Annotated in this window: 30 protein-coding genes; 17 read left to right on the top strand and 13 right to left on the bottom strand. The window is 43.7% G+C overall.

The window, feature by feature from the left end; translation table 11 throughout:
• The first annotated feature begins 412 nt into the window (after nt 1-412).
• The 3 genes from QUB04_RS13110 (at nt 413) to QUB04_RS13100 (ending at nt 5,907) form a co-directional block, all read left to right on the top strand.
• Nucleotides 413-4,426 carry a magnesium chelatase subunit H gene (locus tag QUB04_RS13110; RefSeq protein WP_333284796.1) on the top strand — a complete coding sequence of 1,338 codons (4,014 nt, stop codon included), beginning with the start codon at nt 413-415 and terminating at the stop codon, nt 4,424-4,426.
• Between the two features lie 164 nt (nt 4,427-4,590).
• On the top strand, nt 4,591-5,166 hold the full coding sequence (locus QUB04_RS13105; protein WP_333284794.1) for a Uma2 family endonuclease: 576 nt from the start codon (nt 4,591-4,593) through the stop codon (nt 5,164-5,166).
• Between the two features lie 93 nt (nt 5,167-5,259).
• Nucleotides 5,260-5,907: a Uma2 family endonuclease gene (locus QUB04_RS13100; RefSeq protein ID WP_333284792.1), complete on the top strand. Its 648-nt coding sequence runs from the start codon at nt 5,260-5,262 to the stop codon at nt 5,905-5,907.
• Nucleotides 5,908-6,091: 184 nt separating this feature from the next.
• Here the strand turns inward: QUB04_RS13100 and QUB04_RS13095 are convergent, their stop codons facing one another.
• On the bottom strand, nt 6,092-7,471 hold the full coding sequence (locus tag QUB04_RS13095; RefSeq protein WP_333284790.1) for an ATP-binding protein: 1,380 nt from the start codon (nt 7,469-7,471) through the stop codon (nt 6,092-6,094).
• Nucleotides 7,472-7,588: 117 nt separating this feature from the next.
• Between QUB04_RS13095 and QUB04_RS13090 the strand changes: the two genes are divergently transcribed.
• The 9 genes from QUB04_RS13090 (at nt 7,589) to QUB04_RS13050 (ending at nt 11,529) form a co-directional block, all read left to right on the top strand.
• Nucleotides 7,589-7,741, top strand: a complete 153-nt coding sequence (locus QUB04_RS13090; protein ID WP_333284788.1) for a hypothetical protein — start codon at nt 7,589-7,591, stop codon at nt 7,739-7,741.
• Nucleotides 7,742-7,763: 22 nt separating this feature from the next.
• Nucleotides 7,764-7,994 (top strand): hypothetical protein, encoded by a 231-nt coding sequence (locus QUB04_RS13085; RefSeq protein ID WP_333284786.1) that lies wholly within the window; start codon nt 7,764-7,766, stop codon nt 7,992-7,994.
• Between the two features lie 92 nt (nt 7,995-8,086).
• Entirely contained in the window at nt 8,087-8,317 is a 231-nt protein-coding gene (locus QUB04_RS13080) for a hypothetical protein (protein ID WP_333284784.1), read from the top strand.
• A 146-nt stretch (nt 8,318-8,463) separates the two neighbouring features.
• A complete protein-coding gene (locus QUB04_RS13075) occupies nt 8,464-8,643 on the top strand; it encodes a hypothetical protein (RefSeq protein WP_333284783.1) in 180 nt (59 codons plus the stop codon).
• Between the two features lie 155 nt (nt 8,644-8,798).
• Nucleotides 8,799-9,008: a hypothetical protein gene (locus tag QUB04_RS13070; protein WP_333256605.1), complete on the top strand. Its 210-nt coding sequence runs from the start codon at nt 8,799-8,801 to the stop codon at nt 9,006-9,008.
• A gap of 93 nt (nt 9,009-9,101) precedes the next feature.
• Nucleotides 9,102-9,479 (top strand): hypothetical protein, encoded by a 378-nt coding sequence (locus QUB04_RS13065; RefSeq protein WP_333284780.1) that lies wholly within the window; start codon nt 9,102-9,104, stop codon nt 9,477-9,479.
• 131 nt (nt 9,480-9,610) lie between these two features.
• Nucleotides 9,611-10,249 carry a tetratricopeptide repeat protein gene (locus tag QUB04_RS13060; protein WP_333284778.1) on the top strand — a complete coding sequence of 213 codons (639 nt, stop codon included), beginning with the start codon at nt 9,611-9,613 and terminating at the stop codon, nt 10,247-10,249.
• Nucleotides 10,250-10,350: 101 nt separating this feature from the next.
• Complete coding sequence (locus QUB04_RS13055) at nt 10,351-11,403, top strand: YqaE/Pmp3 family membrane protein (RefSeq protein ID WP_333284776.1); 1,053 nt, start codon at nt 10,351-10,353, stop codon at nt 11,401-11,403.
• Between the two features lie 3 nt (nt 11,404-11,406).
• Entirely contained in the window at nt 11,407-11,529 is a 123-nt protein-coding gene (locus QUB04_RS13050) for a hypothetical protein (RefSeq protein ID WP_333284774.1), read from the top strand.
• Between the two features lie 4 nt (nt 11,530-11,533).
• Here QUB04_RS13050 and QUB04_RS13045 read toward each other — a convergent pair whose 3' ends face one another.
• From QUB04_RS13045 to QUB04_RS13005, 9 genes are all read right to left on the bottom strand, one after another.
• Entirely contained in the window at nt 11,534-11,893 is a 360-nt protein-coding gene (locus QUB04_RS13045; protein WP_333284772.1) for a DUF5615 family PIN-like protein, read from the bottom strand.
• A 3-nt stretch (nt 11,894-11,896) separates the two neighbouring features.
• Entirely contained in the window at nt 11,897-12,121 is a 225-nt protein-coding gene (locus QUB04_RS13040; protein WP_333031785.1) for a DUF433 domain-containing protein, read from the bottom strand.
• Between the two features lie 79 nt (nt 12,122-12,200).
• Nucleotides 12,201-12,413 (bottom strand): ParE family toxin-like protein, encoded by a 213-nt coding sequence (locus QUB04_RS13035; RefSeq protein ID WP_333284770.1) that lies wholly within the window; start codon nt 12,411-12,413, stop codon nt 12,201-12,203.
• A 42-nt stretch (nt 12,414-12,455) separates the two neighbouring features.
• A complete protein-coding gene (locus QUB04_RS13030) occupies nt 12,456-12,656 on the bottom strand; it encodes a hypothetical protein (RefSeq protein ID WP_333284768.1) in 201 nt (66 codons plus the stop codon).
• A 202-nt stretch (nt 12,657-12,858) separates the two neighbouring features.
• Nucleotides 12,859-13,038 carry a hypothetical protein gene (locus QUB04_RS13025; protein ID WP_333284766.1) on the bottom strand — a complete coding sequence of 60 codons (180 nt, stop codon included), beginning with the start codon at nt 13,036-13,038 and terminating at the stop codon, nt 12,859-12,861.
• Complete coding sequence (locus tag QUB04_RS13020; RefSeq protein ID WP_333284764.1) at nt 13,038-13,238, bottom strand: hypothetical protein; 201 nt, start codon at nt 13,236-13,238, stop codon at nt 13,038-13,040. Before QUB04_RS13020 ends, QUB04_RS13025 begins: the two co-directional genes overlap by 1 nt.
• Before the next feature lie 88 nt (nt 13,239-13,326).
• A complete protein-coding gene (locus tag QUB04_RS13015) occupies nt 13,327-13,458 on the bottom strand; it encodes a type II toxin-antitoxin system PemK/MazF family toxin (RefSeq protein WP_333210048.1) in 132 nt (43 codons plus the stop codon).
• Nucleotides 13,455-13,709 carry a hypothetical protein gene (locus QUB04_RS13010; RefSeq protein WP_333212335.1) on the bottom strand — a complete coding sequence of 85 codons (255 nt, stop codon included), beginning with the start codon at nt 13,707-13,709 and terminating at the stop codon, nt 13,455-13,457. Before QUB04_RS13010 ends, QUB04_RS13015 begins: the two co-directional genes overlap by 4 nt.
• 125 nt (nt 13,710-13,834) lie before the next feature.
• The gene (locus tag QUB04_RS13005; protein ID WP_333212349.1) at nt 13,835-14,032 is read right to left on the bottom strand and encodes a hypothetical protein; all 198 of its coding nucleotides are present in this window, start codon (nt 14,030-14,032) and stop codon (nt 13,835-13,837) included.
• 148 nt (nt 14,033-14,180) lie between these two features.
• Between QUB04_RS13005 and QUB04_RS13000 the strand changes: the two genes are divergently transcribed.
• The gene (locus QUB04_RS13000; protein ID WP_041623394.1) at nt 14,181-14,432 is read left to right on the top strand and encodes a helix-turn-helix transcriptional regulator; all 252 of its coding nucleotides are present in this window, start codon (nt 14,181-14,183) and stop codon (nt 14,430-14,432) included.
• A 71-nt stretch (nt 14,433-14,503) separates the two neighbouring features.
• Nucleotides 14,504-14,761, top strand: coding sequence for a BrnA antitoxin family protein (locus tag QUB04_RS12995; protein WP_333085439.1), 258 nt, complete (start codon nt 14,504-14,506; stop codon nt 14,759-14,761).
• Between the two features lie 50 nt (nt 14,762-14,811).
• On the opposite strand, the gene QUB04_RS12990 is transcribed toward QUB04_RS12995, so the two are convergent.
• The 3 genes from QUB04_RS12990 to QUB04_RS12980 all read right to left on the bottom strand — a co-directional run bounded on the left by QUB04_RS12990 (nt 14,812) and on the right by QUB04_RS12980 (nt 16,848).
• Nucleotides 14,812-15,177, bottom strand: coding sequence for a type II toxin-antitoxin system VapC family toxin (locus QUB04_RS12990; protein WP_333284762.1), 366 nt, complete (start codon nt 15,175-15,177; stop codon nt 14,812-14,814).
• Nucleotides 15,178-15,180: 3 nt separating this feature from the next.
• Complete coding sequence (locus tag QUB04_RS12985; RefSeq protein WP_333284760.1) at nt 15,181-15,444, bottom strand: hypothetical protein; 264 nt, start codon at nt 15,442-15,444, stop codon at nt 15,181-15,183.
• 192 nt (nt 15,445-15,636) lie between these two features.
• Nucleotides 15,637-16,848, bottom strand: a complete 1,212-nt coding sequence (locus tag QUB04_RS12980) for a glycosyltransferase family 2 protein (protein WP_333284758.1) — start codon at nt 16,846-16,848, stop codon at nt 15,637-15,639.
• A gap of 123 nt (nt 16,849-16,971) precedes the next feature.
• Here QUB04_RS12980 and QUB04_RS12975 point away from each other — a divergent pair, with 123 nt between their 5' ends.
• The 3 genes from QUB04_RS12975 to glcD all read left to right on the top strand — a co-directional run bounded on the left by QUB04_RS12975 (nt 16,972) and on the right by glcD (nt 19,883).
• Nucleotides 16,972-17,364, top strand: a complete 393-nt coding sequence (locus QUB04_RS12975; RefSeq protein ID WP_333085435.1) for a transporter — start codon at nt 16,972-16,974, stop codon at nt 17,362-17,364.
• A gap of 89 nt (nt 17,365-17,453) precedes the next feature.
• Complete coding sequence (locus QUB04_RS12970; RefSeq protein ID WP_333284756.1) at nt 17,454-18,338, top strand: DUF6671 family protein; 885 nt, start codon at nt 17,454-17,456, stop codon at nt 18,336-18,338.
• Between the two features lie 69 nt (nt 18,339-18,407).
• Nucleotides 18,408-19,883: a glycolate oxidase subunit GlcD gene (gene glcD / locus QUB04_RS12965; protein WP_333284754.1), complete on the top strand. Its 1,476-nt coding sequence runs from the start codon at nt 18,408-18,410 to the stop codon at nt 19,881-19,883.
• Nucleotides 19,884-19,918 lie beyond the last annotated feature (35 nt).

The following is a 19,918-nucleotide window of genomic DNA, read 5'->3' as shown; positions in this document are numbered from 1 at the left end:
ATGTCAATCTTTGTGACTCAGCACTTATCCGAAAGCTACATTCTGCTTTCAGAAATTATGCCTTTTTCCCCTCAGTTAATTGAGCGATCGCAAGTTTGATCACTTCTACAAAACTTGGAACTTTTTTCAGGATTTCTTTCTCAATCGTTGGTTAATTTTTAATTATTTTTCTCCCTGTTATTACTTAGTTACATACAAATAGCTTTATGTCAAGTAAATTTTTGTAAACAAAAACTGGAGTATTTGCTCAAGGAATTTATAAAAAAATGTAACGAAAATTTGACCTAAATTTGTCGAATTGTGTCATGTGCAGGCTCAAATCGCCTAATGGCAAGCGTTTTCTGGTAAAAATGCTTATGGGATAAAAAAATTCCCGATTCCCGAAAACAGCATCTTAAAGGAGCCTAACCGGATGTTCACTCACGTCAAGCCCACCATTCGCCACGTCGTGCCGGAAAACTTGCAGGGGCGATCACTAATGAAGGTGGTCTATGTCGTACTGGAACCGCAGTATCAAAGCGCCCTGTCGGCAGCGGTTCGATCGATAAACAAGAAAAATCCGAATCTGGCAATAGAAATCAGTGGCTACCTGATCGAGGAACTCCGCAGCCCGGAAAATTACGAGGCCTTCAAGCGGGATGTGGCGGATGCCAATGTATTTATTGCTTCTCTAATTTTCATCGAAGATTTGGCCGAAAAAGTGGTAGCGGCAGTTGAACCGCTGCGCGACAGCTTGGATGTCGCCGTCGTCTTTCCGTCGATGCCGGGGGTGATGCGACTCAATAAAATGGGCAGTTTCTCGATGGCACAGTTGGGACAAAGCAAAAGTGCGATCAGCGAATTCATGAAAAAACGGAAGGAAAAATCCGGGAGTTCCTTCCAAGACGGAATGCTGAAACTGCTGCAAACTTTGCCGAAAGTGCTGAAATATTTGCCCATCGACAAAGCCCAAGATGCGCGCAACTTCATGCTGAGTTTCCAGTATTGGCTGGGCGGTTCCCAAGAAAACTTGGAAAACTTCTTGCTGATGCTGTCACATAAATATGTATTCAAAGGCCAGGGGGCAACCACGGGGGGATTGCCCCTACAATACCAAGAGCCCGTTGTCTACCCGGATATGGGAATTTGGCATCCTTTGGCATCGTCGATGTTTGAGGATGTAAAAGGATATCTCACCTGGTACAACGCCCGCAAAGATATTTCCGCAGACCTCAAAGACCCCCTCGCACCTTGCATCGGCTTGGTGTTGCAGCGGACTCACTTAGTCACGGGAGATGACGCGCACTATGTAGCAATGGTGCAGGAATTGGAGGCAATGGGGGCGCGGGTGGTGCCGATTTTTGCCGGCGGTTTGGACTTCTCGAAACCAGTCGAAACTTTCTTCTTGGAAGTTGGGACCAAAGGTGTTGCACCCCTGCCGATAGTTGATGCGGTGGTTTCTCTGACTGGTTTTGCGCTGGTGGGCGGCCCGGCGAAACAAGATCACCCAAAGGCGATCGAGACTTTGAAAAAGCTAAACTGCCCTTACATGGTGGCTTTGCCGCTGGTTTTCCAAACGACGGAAGAGTGGGAAAATAGCGATTTAGGCTTGCACCCGATTCAAGTTGCTTTGCAAATTGCCATTCCCGAGTTGGATGGCGCGATCGAACCGATTATTTTGTCGGGACGTGATGGCGCAACTGGCAAGGCGATCGCCCTACAAGACCGGATCGAAGCAATTTCCCAGCGCGCTATGAAATGGGCAATGCTGCGCCGCAAACCAAAATTAGATAAAAAAGTTGCGATCACAGTTTTCAGTTTCCCGCCGGACAAAGGCAACGTCGGAACTGCTGCTTATCTGGACGTTTTCGGCTCGATTTACCAAGTATTGAAAGCCTTAAAAGGCAACGGTTACGACTTGCCAGAATTGCCGGATTCCGCCGAAAAACTGATGCAAGAAGTCATCCACGACGCAACAGCCCAATACCAAAGCCCGGAATTAAATGTTGCTTACCGGATGTCTGTAGCTGAATACGAAGAATTCACTCCTTACTCGGAACGCTTGCAAGAAAATTGGGGCCCGCCTCCGGGACATTTGAACAGCGACGGACAAAATTTGCTGATTTTCGGCAAACATTTCGGCAATGTCTTTATCGGAGTGCAACCTACTTTTGGATATGAAGGCGATCCGATGCGGTTGTTATTCTCTCGTTCTGCCAGCCCGCACCACGGTTTTGCTGCTTACTATACATATTTGGAGCGCATTTGGGGTGCGGATGCGGTGCTGCACTTTGGCACTCACGGTTCGCTAGAATTCATGCCAGGTAAGCAGATGGGAATGTCTGGGGATTGTTATCCCGACAGTTTGATCGGCAAGATTCCTAACCTCTATTATTACGCCGCCAACAATCCCAGCGAGGCAACAATTGCTAAGCGCCGCAGTTATGCTGAAACAATCAGCTATCTGACTCCTCCGGCTGAAAATGCTGGTTTGTACAAAGGTTTGCAGGAACTCAGCGAGTTAATTGCTTCTTATCAAACTTTGAAAGAGACTGGGCGCGGTGTGCCGATTGTTGATGCGATCGTCGAAAAATGCCGTTTGGTGAATTTAGACAAAGATATTGCGCTACCTCCCGAACAAGAAAGAGGGGTTGCTGCAGGAATGACTTCGGAGGAACGCGACAATTTAGTTGGCTTGGTTTACCGCAAGTTGATGGAAATTGAGTCGCGGTTGTTACCTTGCGGTTTGCACGTTATCGGTAAGCCGCCGACTGCTGAAGAGGCGATCGCAACTTTGGTAAATATCGCCAATTTAGACCGCGAAGAAGACGGGCTGATCAGCTTGCCACGGATTATTGCTAACAGTCTCGGACGCGATATCGGCGAAATTTACACTAACAGCGACAAAGGCATTTTAACTGATGTCGAATTGCTGCAAAACATCACCTTAGCTTGTCGGGATGCCGTTGGCGCTTTGGTGAAGGAACAAACCGACGCTGAGGGCCGAGTTTCCCTTGTTTCTAAGTTGAATTTCTTCAACATGGGCAAGAAAACACCTTGGGTTGAAGCCTTGCACGCTGCAGGTTACAAAAAAATCGATCCAGAACCGATTAAACCGCTGTTTGAGTATCTGGAATTCTGCTTGCAGCAAGTTTGTGCCGACAACGAATTAGGCGCTTTGTTGCGCGCGTTAGAAGGCGAGTATATTCTGCCTGGCCCCGGTGGCGATCCGATTCGCAACCCGGATGTTTTGCCGACTGGCAAGAATATGCACGCTTTGGACCCGCAGTCAATCCCTACAACGGGGGCGGTTAAGTCTGCTAAGCTTGTAGTCGATCGGCTGTTAGAAAGACAGCGCGTTGATAACGGCGGAAATTACCCAGAAACCATCGCCGTTGTGTTGTGGGGAACCGACAACATCAAGACTTACGGCGAATCCCTCGCCCAAGTAATGTGGATGGTGGGAGTGAAGCCAGTTCCCGACGCATTGGGCCGGGTAAACAAACTCGAATTGCTTTCTTTAGAAGAGTTGGGACGCCCTCGGATCGACGTAGTAATTAACTGTTCCGGCGTATTCCGCGACTTGTTCATCAACCAAATGAATTTGTTAGATAAAGCCGTGAAAATGGCAGCGGAAGCCGACGAACCCTTAGAGATGAACTTCGTCCGCAAACACGCGCTGAAGCAAGCCGAAGAAATGGGAATCAACCTGCGGCAAGCAGCAACCCGCGTATTTTCCAATGCTTCGGGTTCCTATTCATCTAACATCAACTTGGCGGTAGAAAACAGCACTTGGGAAAGCGAAGCCGAGTTGCAGGAAATGTACTTAACTCGCAAATCCTTCGCCTTTTCTTCCGACAATCCCGGAACAATGGAACAAGACAGGCAGATTTTTGAATCATCCTTGAAAACTGCGGAAGTCACATTCCAAAACTTGGATTCTGCCGAGATTTCCCTAACCGACGTGTCGCACTATTTCGACTCCGATCCGACTAAATTGATCGGCAGTTTGCGCGCAGATGGGAAGAAACCGACATCCTTTGTTGCTGATACAACGACAGCCAACGCCCAGGTGCGGACGCTATCAGAAACTGTGCGTTTAGATTCGCGGACTAAGCTGCTGAATCCTAAGTGGTACGAAGGGATGTTGTCGCACGGTTATGAAGGCGTGCGGGAAATTTCTAAGCGTCTGGTGAATACGACTGGATGGAGTGCGACGGCGGGCGCTGTGGATAATTGGGTGTATGAGGATGTCAACACTACGTTTATCCAAGATGAGGAGATGCAGAAGCGTTTGCTTAACTTAAATCCTCATTCGTTCCGCAAGATTGTCAGCACTTTGCTTGAGGTGAATGGCCGGGGTTATTGGGAGACTTCGGAGAACAATTTGGATCGCTTGCGTGAACTTTATCAGGAGGTGGAAGACCGGATTGAGGGAGTAGAATAAACCTCCTAATTTCGGACGACCGCCTTTAATCTGTAGGGACACAGCAATGCTGTGTCCTTATATTTTTGCGAGGGTTTTGATGAGTAGGAAGCGATCGCCCTCACAACTCACTCAATATGCTACAATCCTTAATAAAGGTCGTTTAGCCACGATAAAATACCGCTATGACTACCCTCACCCTCAACCTCAACCCAATTATTAAGCTGACAGACGATCAGTTTTTTGAACTCTGTCAAGAAAATGAAAATATTAGATTGGAACGCACAGCGAAAGGAGAATTAATTATCATGTCACCAGCAGGAGGAGAAACTGGAAGCAGCAATGCAGGATTAACAGCACAGATTTGGATTTGGAATCAGCAGAGTAAACTGGGTAAAGTTTTTGATTCTTCAACAGGGTTCAAACTTCCTAATAATGCAAATAGAGCGCCTGATGCTTCTTGGGTAAAATTAGAACGCTGGGATGCACTAACTTCCGAACAACAAAAGAAATTTCCCCCCATTTGTCCTGATTTTGTGGTTGAGTTAATGTCTCCCAGCGATAGTTTGAAAGACACTCAGGATAAGATGAAAGAATATCGAGATAACGGTGCTGTTTTAGGTTGGTTGATTAATCGCAAATCACGGCAAGTAGAGATTTATCGTCAGGATCGAGAAGTTGAAGTGTTAGAATCTCCAGCCACTGTATCAGGTGAAGATGTTCTCCCCGGATTTATTTTGAATCTTGAATCAATCTGGTAATGTACGCGCGTGCGAAGCTATCCCGCAGGGAATCGCACCTGTCCAATGTTCAATACAGTAAAATAGAGTTAAAGTTCTCGTGGAGTATTTGCAATGGTTCAAACCCTAGCGTACAGTAAAGAAGAGCTTGCAGGTTCTCACCTGGTTTTACATGATATCAGTTGGGAAACCTACGAACACTTGTTAGAAATATTTGCGGAACGTTCAACGCCGCGCATGACTTACTACCAAGGAACTTTGGAACTTATGGTACCTTTACCAGAACATGAAACCTATAGCTGGACCCTCGGACGACTAATTGTAGCGCTGTCTGAGGAAATTGGGATTGAAATTCGCGGTTTAAAATCATCTACTTGGCGTTCAAAACCCAAAAAAGCTGGTAAAGAAGCTGATGAATGTTTCTATATTCAAAATGAAGCTTTAATGCGGGAAAAATTAACAATTGATCTCAAAAATGACCCGCCTCCAGACTTAGCTGTGGAAATTGATTGGACTAGCTCATCTATCAATAAAATGGCGGTTTATGCGGAACTTAAAGTGCCGGAGGTTTGGATTTGGAAGAAGGGGAAACTAATAATTAACATTTTAAATGATACGGGTTATGTCGAATCGGAAACCAGTTTGGCATTTGCCTCCTTTCCTGTCAAAGAACTGGCACAGTTTATGCACCTAGACTCAGAAAAGGGAGAGAATGCGAGAATTAGAGAGTTTCGGGAATGGGTACGATCGCACTTAAATTAAATCCGGGTTTGTTACCTCGACATCTTGCACCATTTTTAATAACCTGTAGGGGCGGGTTCGCCAATAGCCTGAAAGCTTGCAGACAGATTAAATAAACCCGCCATCCCCCACGAATAACCCTGTCTGGAAAAATAAAGACGGCGGTTGAAACCGCGTCTACACAAACAAAGTCCGCCTGCGCGGACTAAGAAGACTGAGTTTTTACATACTGTTTCAGCACAGGATTCAAACTAAACAAAGTTATCTGTTCCTGTTCCTGCGTATCCAATAAAAACCGATTTCCAAGAGATCGCACTGCATTGACTATTTCTGACGGCGAAAATGGTATTTTGTTGAAAATTTGGGACACAGCAACGGGTTCAGGTTGATTAGCCAGGTGAATCATCACTGCCAATTCTGGCTGTGTCAAACGCCCAAAAGGTTGAGATAACTGAGATTGCAACCCTTCATCTAAAATGGGCATCTCGCAGTGCAAAAACTCAGAAACTCTCCCCCCAAACAACTCTTGAATCAGCGTTGCAGTCAACTCCAACCACAGAGGATTGCCTTGATAAATGTCAATCAAAGTTGACCATGTTTCCTCATCGGATAACTTTTGGGAGTTCAAAATCTCTTTAGCTGCTACTCCTAAACTTCCCAATACAAAACATCGCACGGGATGATTATCTTTTGATAATCTGGCAATTTCTCTGGGTTTTTCCCAACTATTCAATATCAAACAACTTTGATGACAAACTTCGGCAATTAGTTTAAAAAACAACTGATAATCTTCATATCCAGTTTTATATTGTCCCGCTAGTTGCCCGCTGCCCAAAAGCATCTGTACATCATCGAGGACAATCAGACATCGGTTTTTTCGCAGGTAATCGAGGATTTGGGCAATTTTGGTTTCGATGTTTTGGGGAATTTCTGATTGTTGGGGAAAGATTTGCAGCAGGTTGGTGAGGGTTGCATCGAGGGTTGGGGAAAAGCGGAGGCTGCGATAGATGACGTAATCGAATTGGGTTTTGATGCGATCGATCAGGCTTAGGGATAGGGTTGTTTTGCCGATGCCGCTGATTCCGAGGAGTGCGATGAGGCGAGTGTGTTCCTGTGTTATCCAGTTTTCGAGGGTGGAGAGTTCAGAAGTGCGATCGAAAAACGTGAATATTTCGGGTGCGTCGCCTAAGTCTATGTGGAGTTGTTTGGGAGTGGGTTGGGGATTTTGCGGTTCTGTTGGACTTCTCGCCCTTTCTTGACAAATATTGAGGTTGTTATTAACTGTTACATTCTCGCTTCCAATAGTTGGTGAAAAATTAGTGTAAAATTTTGCCCTTTCCAGTATCGCTCTAACATTTACTTTAGTAACGTCTTGGCCGAATACATCTGATAATATCTTCCATAATTCAGAAGCAGCAACCCTAACATAACCTTCACTACAATCACGGTCTTGCGCTATTTTTGTTGCATATTTTCGACCTTGGAGCGTTTCTTTTAAAATAGCTTCTTGCAGGTCGTCTAAGTGCTTCCCTGTTTTAGAAAAAACTTTTTCATCGGCAAATCTTAAGACTTCCTGAAGCTCCATAGATCGCGTCTGGGGTAATTTTTAGTTATTATAACTTATTTTTTATAACTTTTTAGATAACATTACATAACATTTTATAACGCGAGTGGGTGGGCGATGGCGAAATGGGGTCGTTGTATGATTTTTGGAGTAGAGGTTGGTTGCACTGAGGGCGATCGTGCTACATCCGGGCTGGTCAATATTTCTGGCATTTACGGGGTGTCAGGAGTAATTCCCGACAGTTCCGACTTACTCAAAGCTACGATTGCACTGAAATACCATTATAGGTAAGTGCTGAATATCATAAGTATAAATGAGCATTCAAATGGCATACAAATCAGATCATGATTTCAGGACAGGTCTGTTTAGACAAGTAACGAGGGGGATGGATAAGGATCAAGATCGCGAGTTCCATGATTATTTACATGATAATTACTGGGAAGAAAAAGATAGTATGACCTATCAGATGCTATTGGATGCTGCTAAAGCGTTTATGTCCCGCAACTACCCAGACTATTCATGGAACAATCAGAAATGGATTTGACCATAAAAGCAATGGTACATCATTACGGTTGCTGAACACAAGCAAGTGTCTAAGGATACAGAATTTATCCATTCAATGACATTAAGCGAACAATGGGAAAACAAGCAGACGCACTCATAGAAAAATTTGGTGACGACTACACTTATGATCAGTTGCGCCAAATCAAAAAAGATTTTGGACTTTCCAAAATTCAATATGAATATCCAGGCCCTGTAAAACGTAATACTTTTACAGAGCTCGAGGAACTGGCTAAAGACGGTGATGCAGATGCGAAGAAAGCAATTAAGCTTCTCTTGCAAACCAAAAGACTCAATGAAAAATAAGGTCAAAGTTGAATAGCCTGAGCTTTTGGGAGGTAGTCCCATCTAAATAAAAATGGTGATAGGCTCAAAAATGATCGCTCACTTGGCTTCATCTTAGTATCATTTTTTGGGATTTTTACACAAAACGATTGCTTAGGAGATTAGTCATGGCTAAAGAAAAAATTGGTGAAGTTGAATCGCCAACGGGTGGTAAATTTGATGTCTATTGGGACAAAGATACGGGCAAAGTATACACTGCCAGCGAGTATGCTGGTACAGCATCATCAGAGCAGCAGGCTATGATTGAAGCCAATTATTATGCAGCAACTAAAAAGCCACGAAGCTAAAAAGTTGTGAAAATCACCAAACTCAATCTGTTATGTATTAATAGAAAGCATGGGCAAGGGATTAAGAGGAGGCGATCGCACTTAATCGCCAAAAAGTAGCTCAAATCTGACTGATGACTAACAATTTTTGAAATCAAAAAGGAGCTTTTTTTTGTATGAGTCAAAATTCAACGCCTGATGCTAACGATGCTGACAAGCTACGAGAGTGGGCAAACAAACAGCTAGAGAATAACCAGGATTCAAGTTCGAGTGCAGATAACAACCTTGTCAAAGATGTTGCTAAAGGTGTGGCTAGCGAATTAGGGCGAATTGCTTTAGGAGTTGTTACCCTTGGGCTTTCTGAAGAGTCAAGAGATAAAGATTGAATAACATCATTAGCGATCGCTAAAGTTTATACAAGAGGTTTAATCTTTGGCGATCGCTCTCTCGAATCTACTATGCGCTATTAAGTGGTAAAAATGACTGAGAATACAACAAAAACTAGATATCAAAAAAAGTATTTAACTATTTGGATGGTAACAGGTGCAGTCTTATGGGGATTAGGAGCCATTGTTTTTTTAATATCCGCAACAACATCGGGTGAAATTTCAAAGTTTAGCTTTAATGAAATAATAATGTTAGTTTTAACTGCCCCTATAGGAGGTAGTATTATATTTCCATCCTGGGCTGGTTTTGGAATGTTATTTGAGGCATCGACTAGGTATGATTGGCAATTTGGACCAATCGAGCATCAAACTTGGGTTTGGTATATTTACCCCATATTTACTATATTTGATATATTATTGAGCATGACTGTTGGAGTTTTGATTTATATGATAAAAAGTCCATTTAGGTGATTTATGAATAAGTATCAGAGAGGGTTTAGGCCGCGATCGCTTTCTAAGATTTAGTTTAGCTATATAAAAAGCAGGTATATACTTGGGTTTATTTATTAAGTAAATAAAGTTCAAAACGAGAGTGAAAAAATATGGATAGCTCGGAACGAATGGCATGGAAATTAGAATTAGAATTAATGGGCAAAGCCGCTGATGAAATGGAGAAAGGCAACGACCAGAAAGCTCTCCCGCTCCTGAATGAGGTTTTATCTGTCAATCCTATGTACTTGTTCGCTTACAAGTGTCGCGGTCTAGTTTATGCGAATTTGAGTAATTATCAAAAAGCCATAGAAGATTTTAAGCGAGCGATTGACATCTGTTTGAATGATAGTAATGTAGATGATAGTGCTACTCTCGAAATTTATTATTATCTAGGTAACGTACATGAATCCATTTATTACGCCAACGAATTTTTGGAATCCATAGAATATCTAGTACAAGCTATTACAATCTACACCAAAATTCTTCAAATACATCCCAAATGTATACCAGCACGCTATCGCAGAGGTGGTGTTTATTACTATATAGGAATGAAAGCTGATCGCCCTGACGAATTGCTGCGGCTGGCTGTAGAAGATTTAAATTTTATATTGGAAAATGAACCTGAAAATATGGACACAACTATGAAAATGGATACAGTTCGGAAGTGGAATCTAGCTAGGATGATGCTAGGTGAAGGTGATATTAGCTGGCTTGAGGAAGACTCCGATATTTACCCAAGAGGAATCTAGCTAGGACGCTGGTAGGCGGTGATATTAGCTGGCTGCGAGACGATGTTGATACGCAGCCGAGAATTTAAAAGTTAGTAGAGTTTTCAAAGGAACTATTTAACATGAATAATTTGAATAGATTTGACAGTTCAGATTATCAACTAGCGATTGAAGAATTGTTGCGTAATGGCGAATTAAACATTCAGAATGAAAATTATCAAGCAGCTATTGAAGACTATACACGATTATTGCAACTAAACCCGAATGAATCCCAAGCTTACTGGCATAGATGTCTTGCCTGGCTAGAGTTGGGAAATTATCAAGAGTCTATTAAAGATTGCACCCAATATTTGAAACTTCGACCTGATTTTATTCAAGGCTATATAGCCCGTGCCGGTCAATTCAAGGATATAGGTAACTTACAAAGAGCAATAGATGATTGCACTCACGCTTTATCTTCGGGTGGTTTGAGTAGTGATTGGGCTCAGATGGCATACAGTTGCAGAGGCGATTGTTATGCTCTGTTAAAAAACTATCAGGCTGCGCTTCAAGATTATAATCAAAGCATCCGTTTAGCTCCAGAAGAAATTAAAAACTACCAAAAAAGAGGCTTGATTCACAAAGAACTCGAAAATTATCATGAAGCGATTGAAGATTTAACTAAAGTATTGCGTCGTAATTCAGAAGATTCAGAATTAGTTCACTGTTATCACCTTCGCGCTCAATGCCATCAAATTCTTCGCAATTGGGAGGAAGCCATTAGGGATTCTACAGAGGTAATCCGTAGAGATCCTACTTACTATCATGCTTACATTTTGCGAGGTGGAGCTTATGTCTTTTTGAATGACAGGAAAAGTGCAGTTTCAGACTTCGAGACGGCAGCTAGATTATCCCAGGCTCAGGGAGATACAGAGGCATACCAGAATGTTATGATGCTGATGAAATTTCCGGGCAGTACGCAAAGCAGTAGTGACAGCGATATCAGTGATAATAAGCAAAAACCCGTTCAGATGAGCCACGTAGTCGCAGCGATTTTTTTTCCCCCGCTGGGCGTATATTTGACGGTTGGGCTTGGCACTCAGTTTTGGATAAACCTGGTGCTCACATTTGTTTTTACGTGGATTCCCGGCATGATCCACGCTGTTTGGCTGGTTTACAATCACGATCGAAGTTAAGCAGTGGGGAAATACGATCGCCCTTATCTTCCCAAAGTACGATCGCCCTTATCTTCCCCAAAGTACGATCGCCCTTTTATTCCCAAAGTTCGATCGCCCTTTGCTTTCCAACACCAAACTAATTAATACCCTATCTAAGCGGTTTTCTAAACCGATATCCATCAGGTTCTACAACCACAAATGCCCCTTTTAGTTCTACTTCAGAGTAATTTTCTATCACTGCTGCTAGTTCCTTATGAACTTCATTCAGCATTTTAGGTAAGACTCGAAGGTAAATCACACCTGTTCCGATCGCCCTCACAAAAACAAGATTTCCGTAATCTCTGTCTCGCGTAACCAGGATGCGATTTTCTGCTTGCGCTACTCTCAGTATTTCTTCATCACTTGCTTGCGCTAGACCCATTTGAGCGACAACAATTACATCATGTCCTGCATCAATCAAAAACTTTGTGGTGACAGCATACACATCTTGATCAATCAGAAATTTCATAATTTAAGCTAATGCCAAATGCACATCTTCAGCCGCCACCAGTGCGATCGCATAACGCAAGCACGCCCGAATATCATCCATTTCCAGATCGGGATAGTAGTCTCGGATAATTTCTCCAAAAGAAAGCCCTTCATTTAGTAATTCGAGAACGCTCTGTACAGTAATGCGCGTACCCATTATGCAAGGCTTACCGAAGTGAATTTGAGGGTTGACGGAGATTCTGTCCATTTTGACCACAGAGCTATATGTCTCTTCTATTTTAAGGCATCAGGTAGGCGATCGCAACCTGTATTTTTCACCACCGGCATTATTTACCAATCAGCCGATCGTACTCTGCGTGAGTACCAATCCAAAACCACAAAATACCTGTTTCAATTTCAACACCCAACGCCCGATAAGCCTGTCCAGCGCTTACAGACCAATACTTACCAACCTTCTTAAAATGCAAAGAAGGATGAGACGGATCTGCCTTCAGCAATTCATAACACTGATCTGCTGTAGCTTGTACATTTGATGGCAAAGCATTGTAACAATCCCAAAACTTTCTCCTTCGTATAGTGCATTAAATCGCTCGATAATTACCACTCTCACAATCTGCGATCGCCTCTGCAGCTAAAGCATCTAGTTTACCCTCAGCAATATCTTTCTCTAACTGAACATCCCATCGTTGGTAATCCAAATTTAGAAACCACTCTAACAACTCTCCAATCTTGTTGGGCGGAAGTTGGAGAATCGCATTTTCTATGTGTTCAAGAGTCAACATAGGCTATCTTAACTTACACTAAAGTTCGTTGATTTTTTTCCTGGTTATTTATTATATCTCAATTCGGGATTCGGGGAAAAGCGATCGCCCTTTTCTTCCCCAAAGTGCGATCGCACTTCAGTTAATCATAAATTTCTCTCCGGTGTCCAATCTGGTGAATAGTAATCACCTTTAAATCATAATCAAAAGAATAAATTACCCGCTAATCACCCACTCTTAACTTAAAGAAACCTGCCAGATTAGCCGACAACGGCAGAGGAGTAATTTGTTCAAAATTTTCAGCCAACCAATTGATTTTATTACCTATACGCTCCTGCACAGCCTGAGTCAATCTTTCTTGGTTAACCAGAGCTTCTGCTGTCAACTCAACCGAATAGCTCATTACGATTTCATGCCAAGTTTTTGATAAACTTCCCCAGGTTCGACGCTACTTTCTCCTGCTTGTTTGCGCTTCATTGACTCTAACAATTTCTGCTTGACTTCTTCCTTAACTTCTAAACCTGCATCAGGATCGCCCAAATATTCTTCTAAGCACTGTTCAACGGTATGTCGAATCAAGTCCCGCAATTGATCAACTGTCATGTCTTTGACTTGCATTTTAATCTCCTAGTCTGTGGGATTATCAATAATAAATAATAGCAACTTTAGTACGGTTGTATCTGTAACTTAGCTATCCATTTTTAGAGTAATTTTCTCTAACTCCTGCTAGTTCCTTAACTTTGATGATAACAGGACGGGTTCCTCCTTGTTCAGAACCCTCAACAGGTTCAAGTCTAGCATCATAGACTTCTCCCCGGTTCATACAGGAGATTCTCCCAATTGCAGCGCTTCCCAACTCGCTACCGCAAACTCAGCCTCCATCTGTAGCACTTGAGCTTGATACTCTGGATCTTGTACCATTTCAATCAGTGCTGCATCAATTTCCGATCGTTTACCCTGAGTTTGGGTTGTTACCCGATCACGCATCAAAGCTGACAATACTTCTAAAAGCTGCTGTTGCTCGTCAGGAGTAAGATTTTGAGCCTGACTCAGTACCTCGCTATAAGTAGACATAGGCTTTATGTTGAGATTTTTTGGCTGATTGTGATTATAGCAATTTAGGATCGAGGGAAGTACGATCGCCCTTTTTTCCTAAAGTGCGATCGCCCTTTTATTCCCAAAGTTCGATCGCTCTTATACTATCTTGCACAATTTGTTAGCTGTTGCGAATTCACCTCAAAGGCGATCGCAAACTCCGCTTGCGGCAGCAATCTTTTGATAATCCGCAAGTGTTCCTCGGCGTCGTTTCGGCGGCGAAAACGCGCCACAGTCAGGCGTTGCAGGTTGGGCAGGTGGCGGTAAATCACCCACGGGTAAAGTTGTTGTTTGTAGTTCATCCTAGTTCTGCGATAGATTGCGGGCAAAATGAGACACTAGAAAGGCAGGGCTGATTTCCCGTACTCTGCCCTTTTGCTGTCTATATAGACATAGTGTCTCGACAAAGTTGTTTTGTCAAGTAGTCTAGACACTATGTCATATTTTGTAATGATTAAGCGAAGACAACCTCAAGAAGAAGCTGGCGAATCACCGCTGAAAAAACTCAGAGATGAGTTAGGAATGTCCCAAGAAGAATTTGCTCGGCAAATTGGGACATCGGTACGCACTGTGAGTCGCTGGGAAGCCGGAGATAACGTGCCGACATTCACAATTGCCCAGATGAAAGCTTTGGCAAATTTTTTGCGATCGCGCGGGTTAACTCTTGATGACTTGCCCGATCGCTTTGGCCCGCCTGAGTGAGTATCCGATCGCCCTTTATGCTATACTCTAGGTATATACGCTTTGTATATACATTTTTAGGTACTTTGAATATGACTATCTCGCGCAAACGACTTGAAGAATTAGAAAATATTCCAGAATCTGCGATCGATACCTCTGATATTCCTGAGTTAGATGCGAATTTTTGGGCAAAAGCAAAACTCGTAACACCACTGACAAAACAAGCTATTTCTTTAAGAGTTGATAGCGATGTATTAGATTGGTTTAAAAGCCAAGGAAAAGGTTATCAATCTCTAATGAATGCTGTGCTGCGCTCTTATGTTGAACATCACGTAAAAAGCAGTGAATAAATAAATGTACGATCGCCCTTATCTTCCCAAAGTGCGATCGCCCATCTTGATTAAGCCTCAAACGGGTTAATCAGTGTGAGTTCAGCAATCCACAGAAAATCCCCTATATTTCTTGTTACTAAAGTTCTGTCATATACCAAAGCTGTTGCCGCAATAATAGCATCCCCAAGTGTCATGCTCCTTATCTCTCGCAACAGCACTGCGCGATCGAGTACAGTGTTAGAAATTGGTACAACCTCCACCACACCAAAGAATTCCTCAAAGTACAATCTATACTCTTCAGTTAGCCGATGATAACCCAAGACTTCAAGGTAACTTATTGCCGACACAATTATGTCATTTTCGCCAATAAAATGCCTAATCTGCGAGTTTTCTGGCTGGGAAGCGTAGATAATAATATTACTGTCTAGCAACATTCATTATTCATCCCTACCTGGAAGTGGACGGTCTTGACGCAAATCTCGCTGCCATTCCACTGGATCGCTAATCTCAGCAAAGACATTATTTGCTGCAATTTTTTCCAATACTTCAACTATTCTCTGACGGCTAAACTCCGCACTTAAAGTCGATCTATCTTCTTGTAAAGTAACGTAAACTCTGACAGGTCGATCGCCCTGTGTTGGAACCTGATTAACCCATTCTAAAATGTTTCCCTTCAATATAGCCTCAAATATTCGCTGCATAGCTAATATCAACTATTCTTTATTTTTACTATTATAACCCTTTTGAGCATTAAAGCTACCTGTTTGATTATACCAGATAGTCTGAAATTTGGCTCCAGCGATCGCCCCGATATTGCCTGCAGTGCGATCGCCCTGAACTTCCCCTGCATGGAAATTTAGTTTTGAGGAATGTTGCCAGTAACTTTAATGTTATCATTTACGCTTCAACCCCAGCACGCTGAGAAAAAAGCTCGACAAAACCATCTGCAAACCAACAGTCAGGCAAGTTAGTGAGGGAATAACCAAACGCAGAGTTTTAGAAGGATCGAGAGAACCGAAAGCCGTTTTGCTCCAGATAGTTAATGACAAGAACGATCCCGCTATTCCGATTAAAATCAGCGTGACTCCGACAATCAATCCTGTCTCTAACGTGACATAGCGAAATATTTTGTTGACTTTGGGGTCTTCGGGCAGGAATTTCTCGCTGATGGCAAAAATCTTGGTGAAAAAAGCGAAAGTTACTGCTTGAAAACCGATGATAATTGCGATCGCACCATACAGCAGCGTGTGTACATCAAAGCTGATACTCCCAATTTTTTGAGTACCCGGTAACAGCCAAACCACGATAATTAGACCCCAAATCATCAGCGCCGTACCCGGATACAAAAACAGCCACCGAGGACTGTAAAGCAGCAAAAATCGGAGGTGGCGCCAGCCATCTCGCCAAGTTCGCAAGTGTGGCGGCCGGCTGCGGCCGTCGGGAGAAAGTACGGTTGGGATTTCAGTTATCCGCAGCTTGTATACAGAGGCCTTGACTACCATTTCGCTAGCAAATTCCATCCCCGTTGTTTGCAAGTCTAGTTTCAAAATTGAGTCTCTCCTAAAACCCCTGAGCCCGCAGTGAAAATCGCCGACGGGACTTGCAAAGAATAGCCGCCCAACCCATGTCAGCACCGGATTTCCTAAATATTTGTGCAGCGGCGGCATTGCACCCGGTTTGATGCCCCCTTGAAAGCGGTTTCCCATCACTAAGTCGAAACCTTCTCGCAATTTGTTGACAAAAGCGCCGAGGTTGGAAAAATTGTAGCTGTCGTCAGCATCGCCCATGATAATATAAACTCCGCGCGCTGCGATGATGCCTCCCATCAGGGCGCTGCCGTAGCCTTTGGCTGCTACGGGTACGACTCTCGCTCCCATTCTGGTAGCGATATCTTGAGAACCGTCAGTGCTGCCGTTGTCTGCTATGATGACCTCGCCTGCAATATCAAGTTCGCGCAGGGACTTCTGTGCCTTCTCGATGCAGATTTCTAAAGTTTCTGCTTCGTTCAGACAAGGCATGAGTATCGATAGTTCTAGACTATATTCTCCGCTTGGGTTGGTCTGTTGTGCCATATATTTGTTCCACTCTCGATCGCGATCAACCATACTTGATTTTCCCGTATCTTTGCTTAAAATATTAGTGGTGAATAAAACCTAGCCAAACTTAATTAAAGTTTTTCAGGTTTTTGGTAACGGCAATTTTTGATTGTACTATAGGTTAGTAAACTTATGAATAGAAGCGTTTTTCTGTTATTGCTTGCTGCCATATTGTGCGGCGTCGCAGGTCAATTTAGTCTGAAGGCAGGAGCTAAAATATTAGGGCCCATTGGCGCTGCTAATTTAATAGAAAAAATTATAGCAATGGCTACTCAGCCGTTGATAGTAAGTGGTCTTTCTTTGTATGCAATTTCTTCGATCGGCTTTATTGTAGTTTTGTCGCGGGCCAACCTTAGCATAGTCTCGCCCTTACTGTCAATTAGTTACTTGTTTACTGTTTTAGGTGGCAAACTGATATTTCACGAGCCTTTGCCGCCGCTGCGGTTGGTAGGCGTGGCGCTAATTATGACAGGAGTAATTTTTGTACTCAGAGGTCAAGCTGGGGGAGTGACTGGGGGCAACTAGCCACTGTTAAGATTGACGCTTGAGTGCTGAATTGATAACTTAGGTTAAAGGGTGTATTTGAGCCTTCTATTATGAAATGATGCTGCTGTATGTCTAATATTTCTGAGCCTGTGAATCCAAATCAATTATTGAGCGATCGCACCGCAGTTCTTGCTACCATGCACCAAAAAGAACGGGTAATGGCTCCCGTTTTGGAACGAGAATTGGGTGTAAATATCCTAGTACCTGCGGAGCTTGACACTGACGCATTCGGCACCTTCACCAGAGAAGTTAAACGCTTAGGAACACAAATAGAAGCGGCTCGCCATAAAGCACAAAAAGCCCTAGAAATTGCGGGCGAAACTCTTGCCTTTGCCAGCGAAGGTACTTTCGGCCCTCACCCAATGATGCCGTATCTGGCAGCTAACAGAGAAATCGTAATTTTATTAGATCGAGCCAACAATCTAGAACTCATCGGCGACTCTTTCTCGGTTGAAACTAACTACAGTCACCAGTTAGTTTCCAGTATAGAAGAAGCAGATGATTTTGCTAAAAAAGCTGGATTTCCCGAACACGCACTGGTGGTTATAGTTGGCGACGCTGCCCTCGGTAACGGCGAAATTGTCAAGGGCATTAAGACAGAAAAACAACTTTTTGACGCTGTGACAGCCGGCTTAAAAAAATCGTCAACCGGTCGAGTTCACATCGAAACAGATATGCGGGCGATGTACAATCCAACTCGGATGAAAAACATCGAAAATGCAACTCTCGATTTAGTTCAAAAATTTAAGCAATTCTGCCCGGAGTGCGGTTGGCCGGGATTCGATATTGCTGAGACGAAAATCGGATTGCCCTGCGGACTTTGCTATTTTCCGACTCAGCTAGTGCGATCGGCAATCTATAAATGCAAAAACTGCGGTTATACTAAAGAAAAACTATTTCCCGACGGTCGAGAGACTGCCGATCCTTCCCTGTGTCAATATTGCAACCCTTAGAAAAATCATTGGCTAAACTTAGTAAAATTTGCAACAATATTATTGATAGTTCCCTAATAAAAATCACTAATGATAGCCGTAGAAACAGAACGCAACTGGAAACCCGTTATTAAAGAATTCGAGGCTGTAGTTGGCAAAAATGGCGTCGTACAGCGCCGCGAAGAATTGATTGTCTATGAGTGCGACGGACTCGCCAGCTACCGCCAGCGCCCCGCCCTGGTGGTATTGCCTCGAACTACCGAGGAAGTGGCGCAAGTGGTCAAAATATGCGATCGCAACTCAATTCCCTGGGTGGCTAGAGGCGCAGGAACCGGCCTTTCCGGCGGCGCTTTGCCTGTAGAAAACTGCGTGCTGATTGTTACTGCCCTGATGCGAAAAATCCTGAAAGTAGACTTAGAAAATCAGCAAGTAGTCGTGCAACCGGGAGTAATTAATAACTGGGTAACGCAAGCAGTTAGCGGCGCCGGTTTCTACTACGCCCCCGATCCTTCCAGTCAAATTATTTGTTCGATTGGCGGCAACGTTGCCGAAAATTCTGGCGGGGTTCACTGCCTCAAATACGGAGTGACAACGAATCACGTTTTAGGATTAAAATTGGTACTTCCCGACGGTTCTATTGTCGATGTCGGTGGCGAAATTTCCGAAATGCCCGGTTACGATTTAACTGGTGTATTTGTCGGTTCCGAAGGCACTTTAGGCATCGCCACAGAAGTTACTTTGCGAATTCTCAAAGCGCCGGAATCGATTTGCGTTCTCCTAGCGGATTTTGCCAGTATAGAAGCAGCGGGCGAATCGGTTTCCGATATTATCAGCGCTGGTATTATTCCCGGCGGCATGGAAATTATGGACAACATCAGCATCAATGCTGTGGAAGATGTGGTGGCAACGGGATGTTATCCCCGCGATGCGGCGGCAATTCTCCTCGTAGAAATCGACGGTTTAGAAGTGGAAGTTGCCACAAACAAACAGCGGATTGCTGATATTTGCAAGCATAACGGAGCACGAAATATCACCACGGCAACTGACCCGGAAACGCGCCTAAAAATTTGGAAAGGGCGGAAAGCTGCTTTTGCGGCGGCGGGCCATCTCAGCCCTGATTATTACGTGCAAGACGGTGTAATTCCGCGAACGCAAATGGCTTATGTTTTGAAAGAAATTGAGGGTTTGAGCGAGAAATACGGTTATCGAATTGCTAATGTATTTCACGCGGGAGACGGGAATTTGCACCCGCTGATTCTGTACGATAACTCGGTAAAAGGTGCGCTGGAAAAGGTGGAAGAATTGGGCGGAGAAATTCTCAGGCTTTGCGTGAAAGTTGGGGGAAGTCTTTCGGGGGAACACGGCATCGGCGCTGACAAGAAGTGTTTTATGCCGGATATGTTTTCCGAGGTAGATTTGGAGACGATGCAGTGGGTGCGTCAGGTGTTTAATCCGAAAGGTTTGGCGAATCCTGGGAAGATGTTTCCGACGCCGAAGACTTGCGGGGAAGCGGCGAGGGCTAAGGTTGAAACTTTTAAGAAGTTGGAGGGTGCGGAGGTTTTTTAATTCCCTATTTAGGCGGGTAATGTGAGCAGAAAAAC

This window comes from Microcoleus sp. D2_18a_B4 (genome assembly GCF_036702475.1).
GTDB lineage: Bacteria > Cyanobacteriota > Cyanobacteriia > Cyanobacteriales > Microcoleaceae > Microcoleus.
Note: the sequence above shows the minus strand (reverse complement) of the source record. Positions and strands in the feature narration are given on the sequence as shown.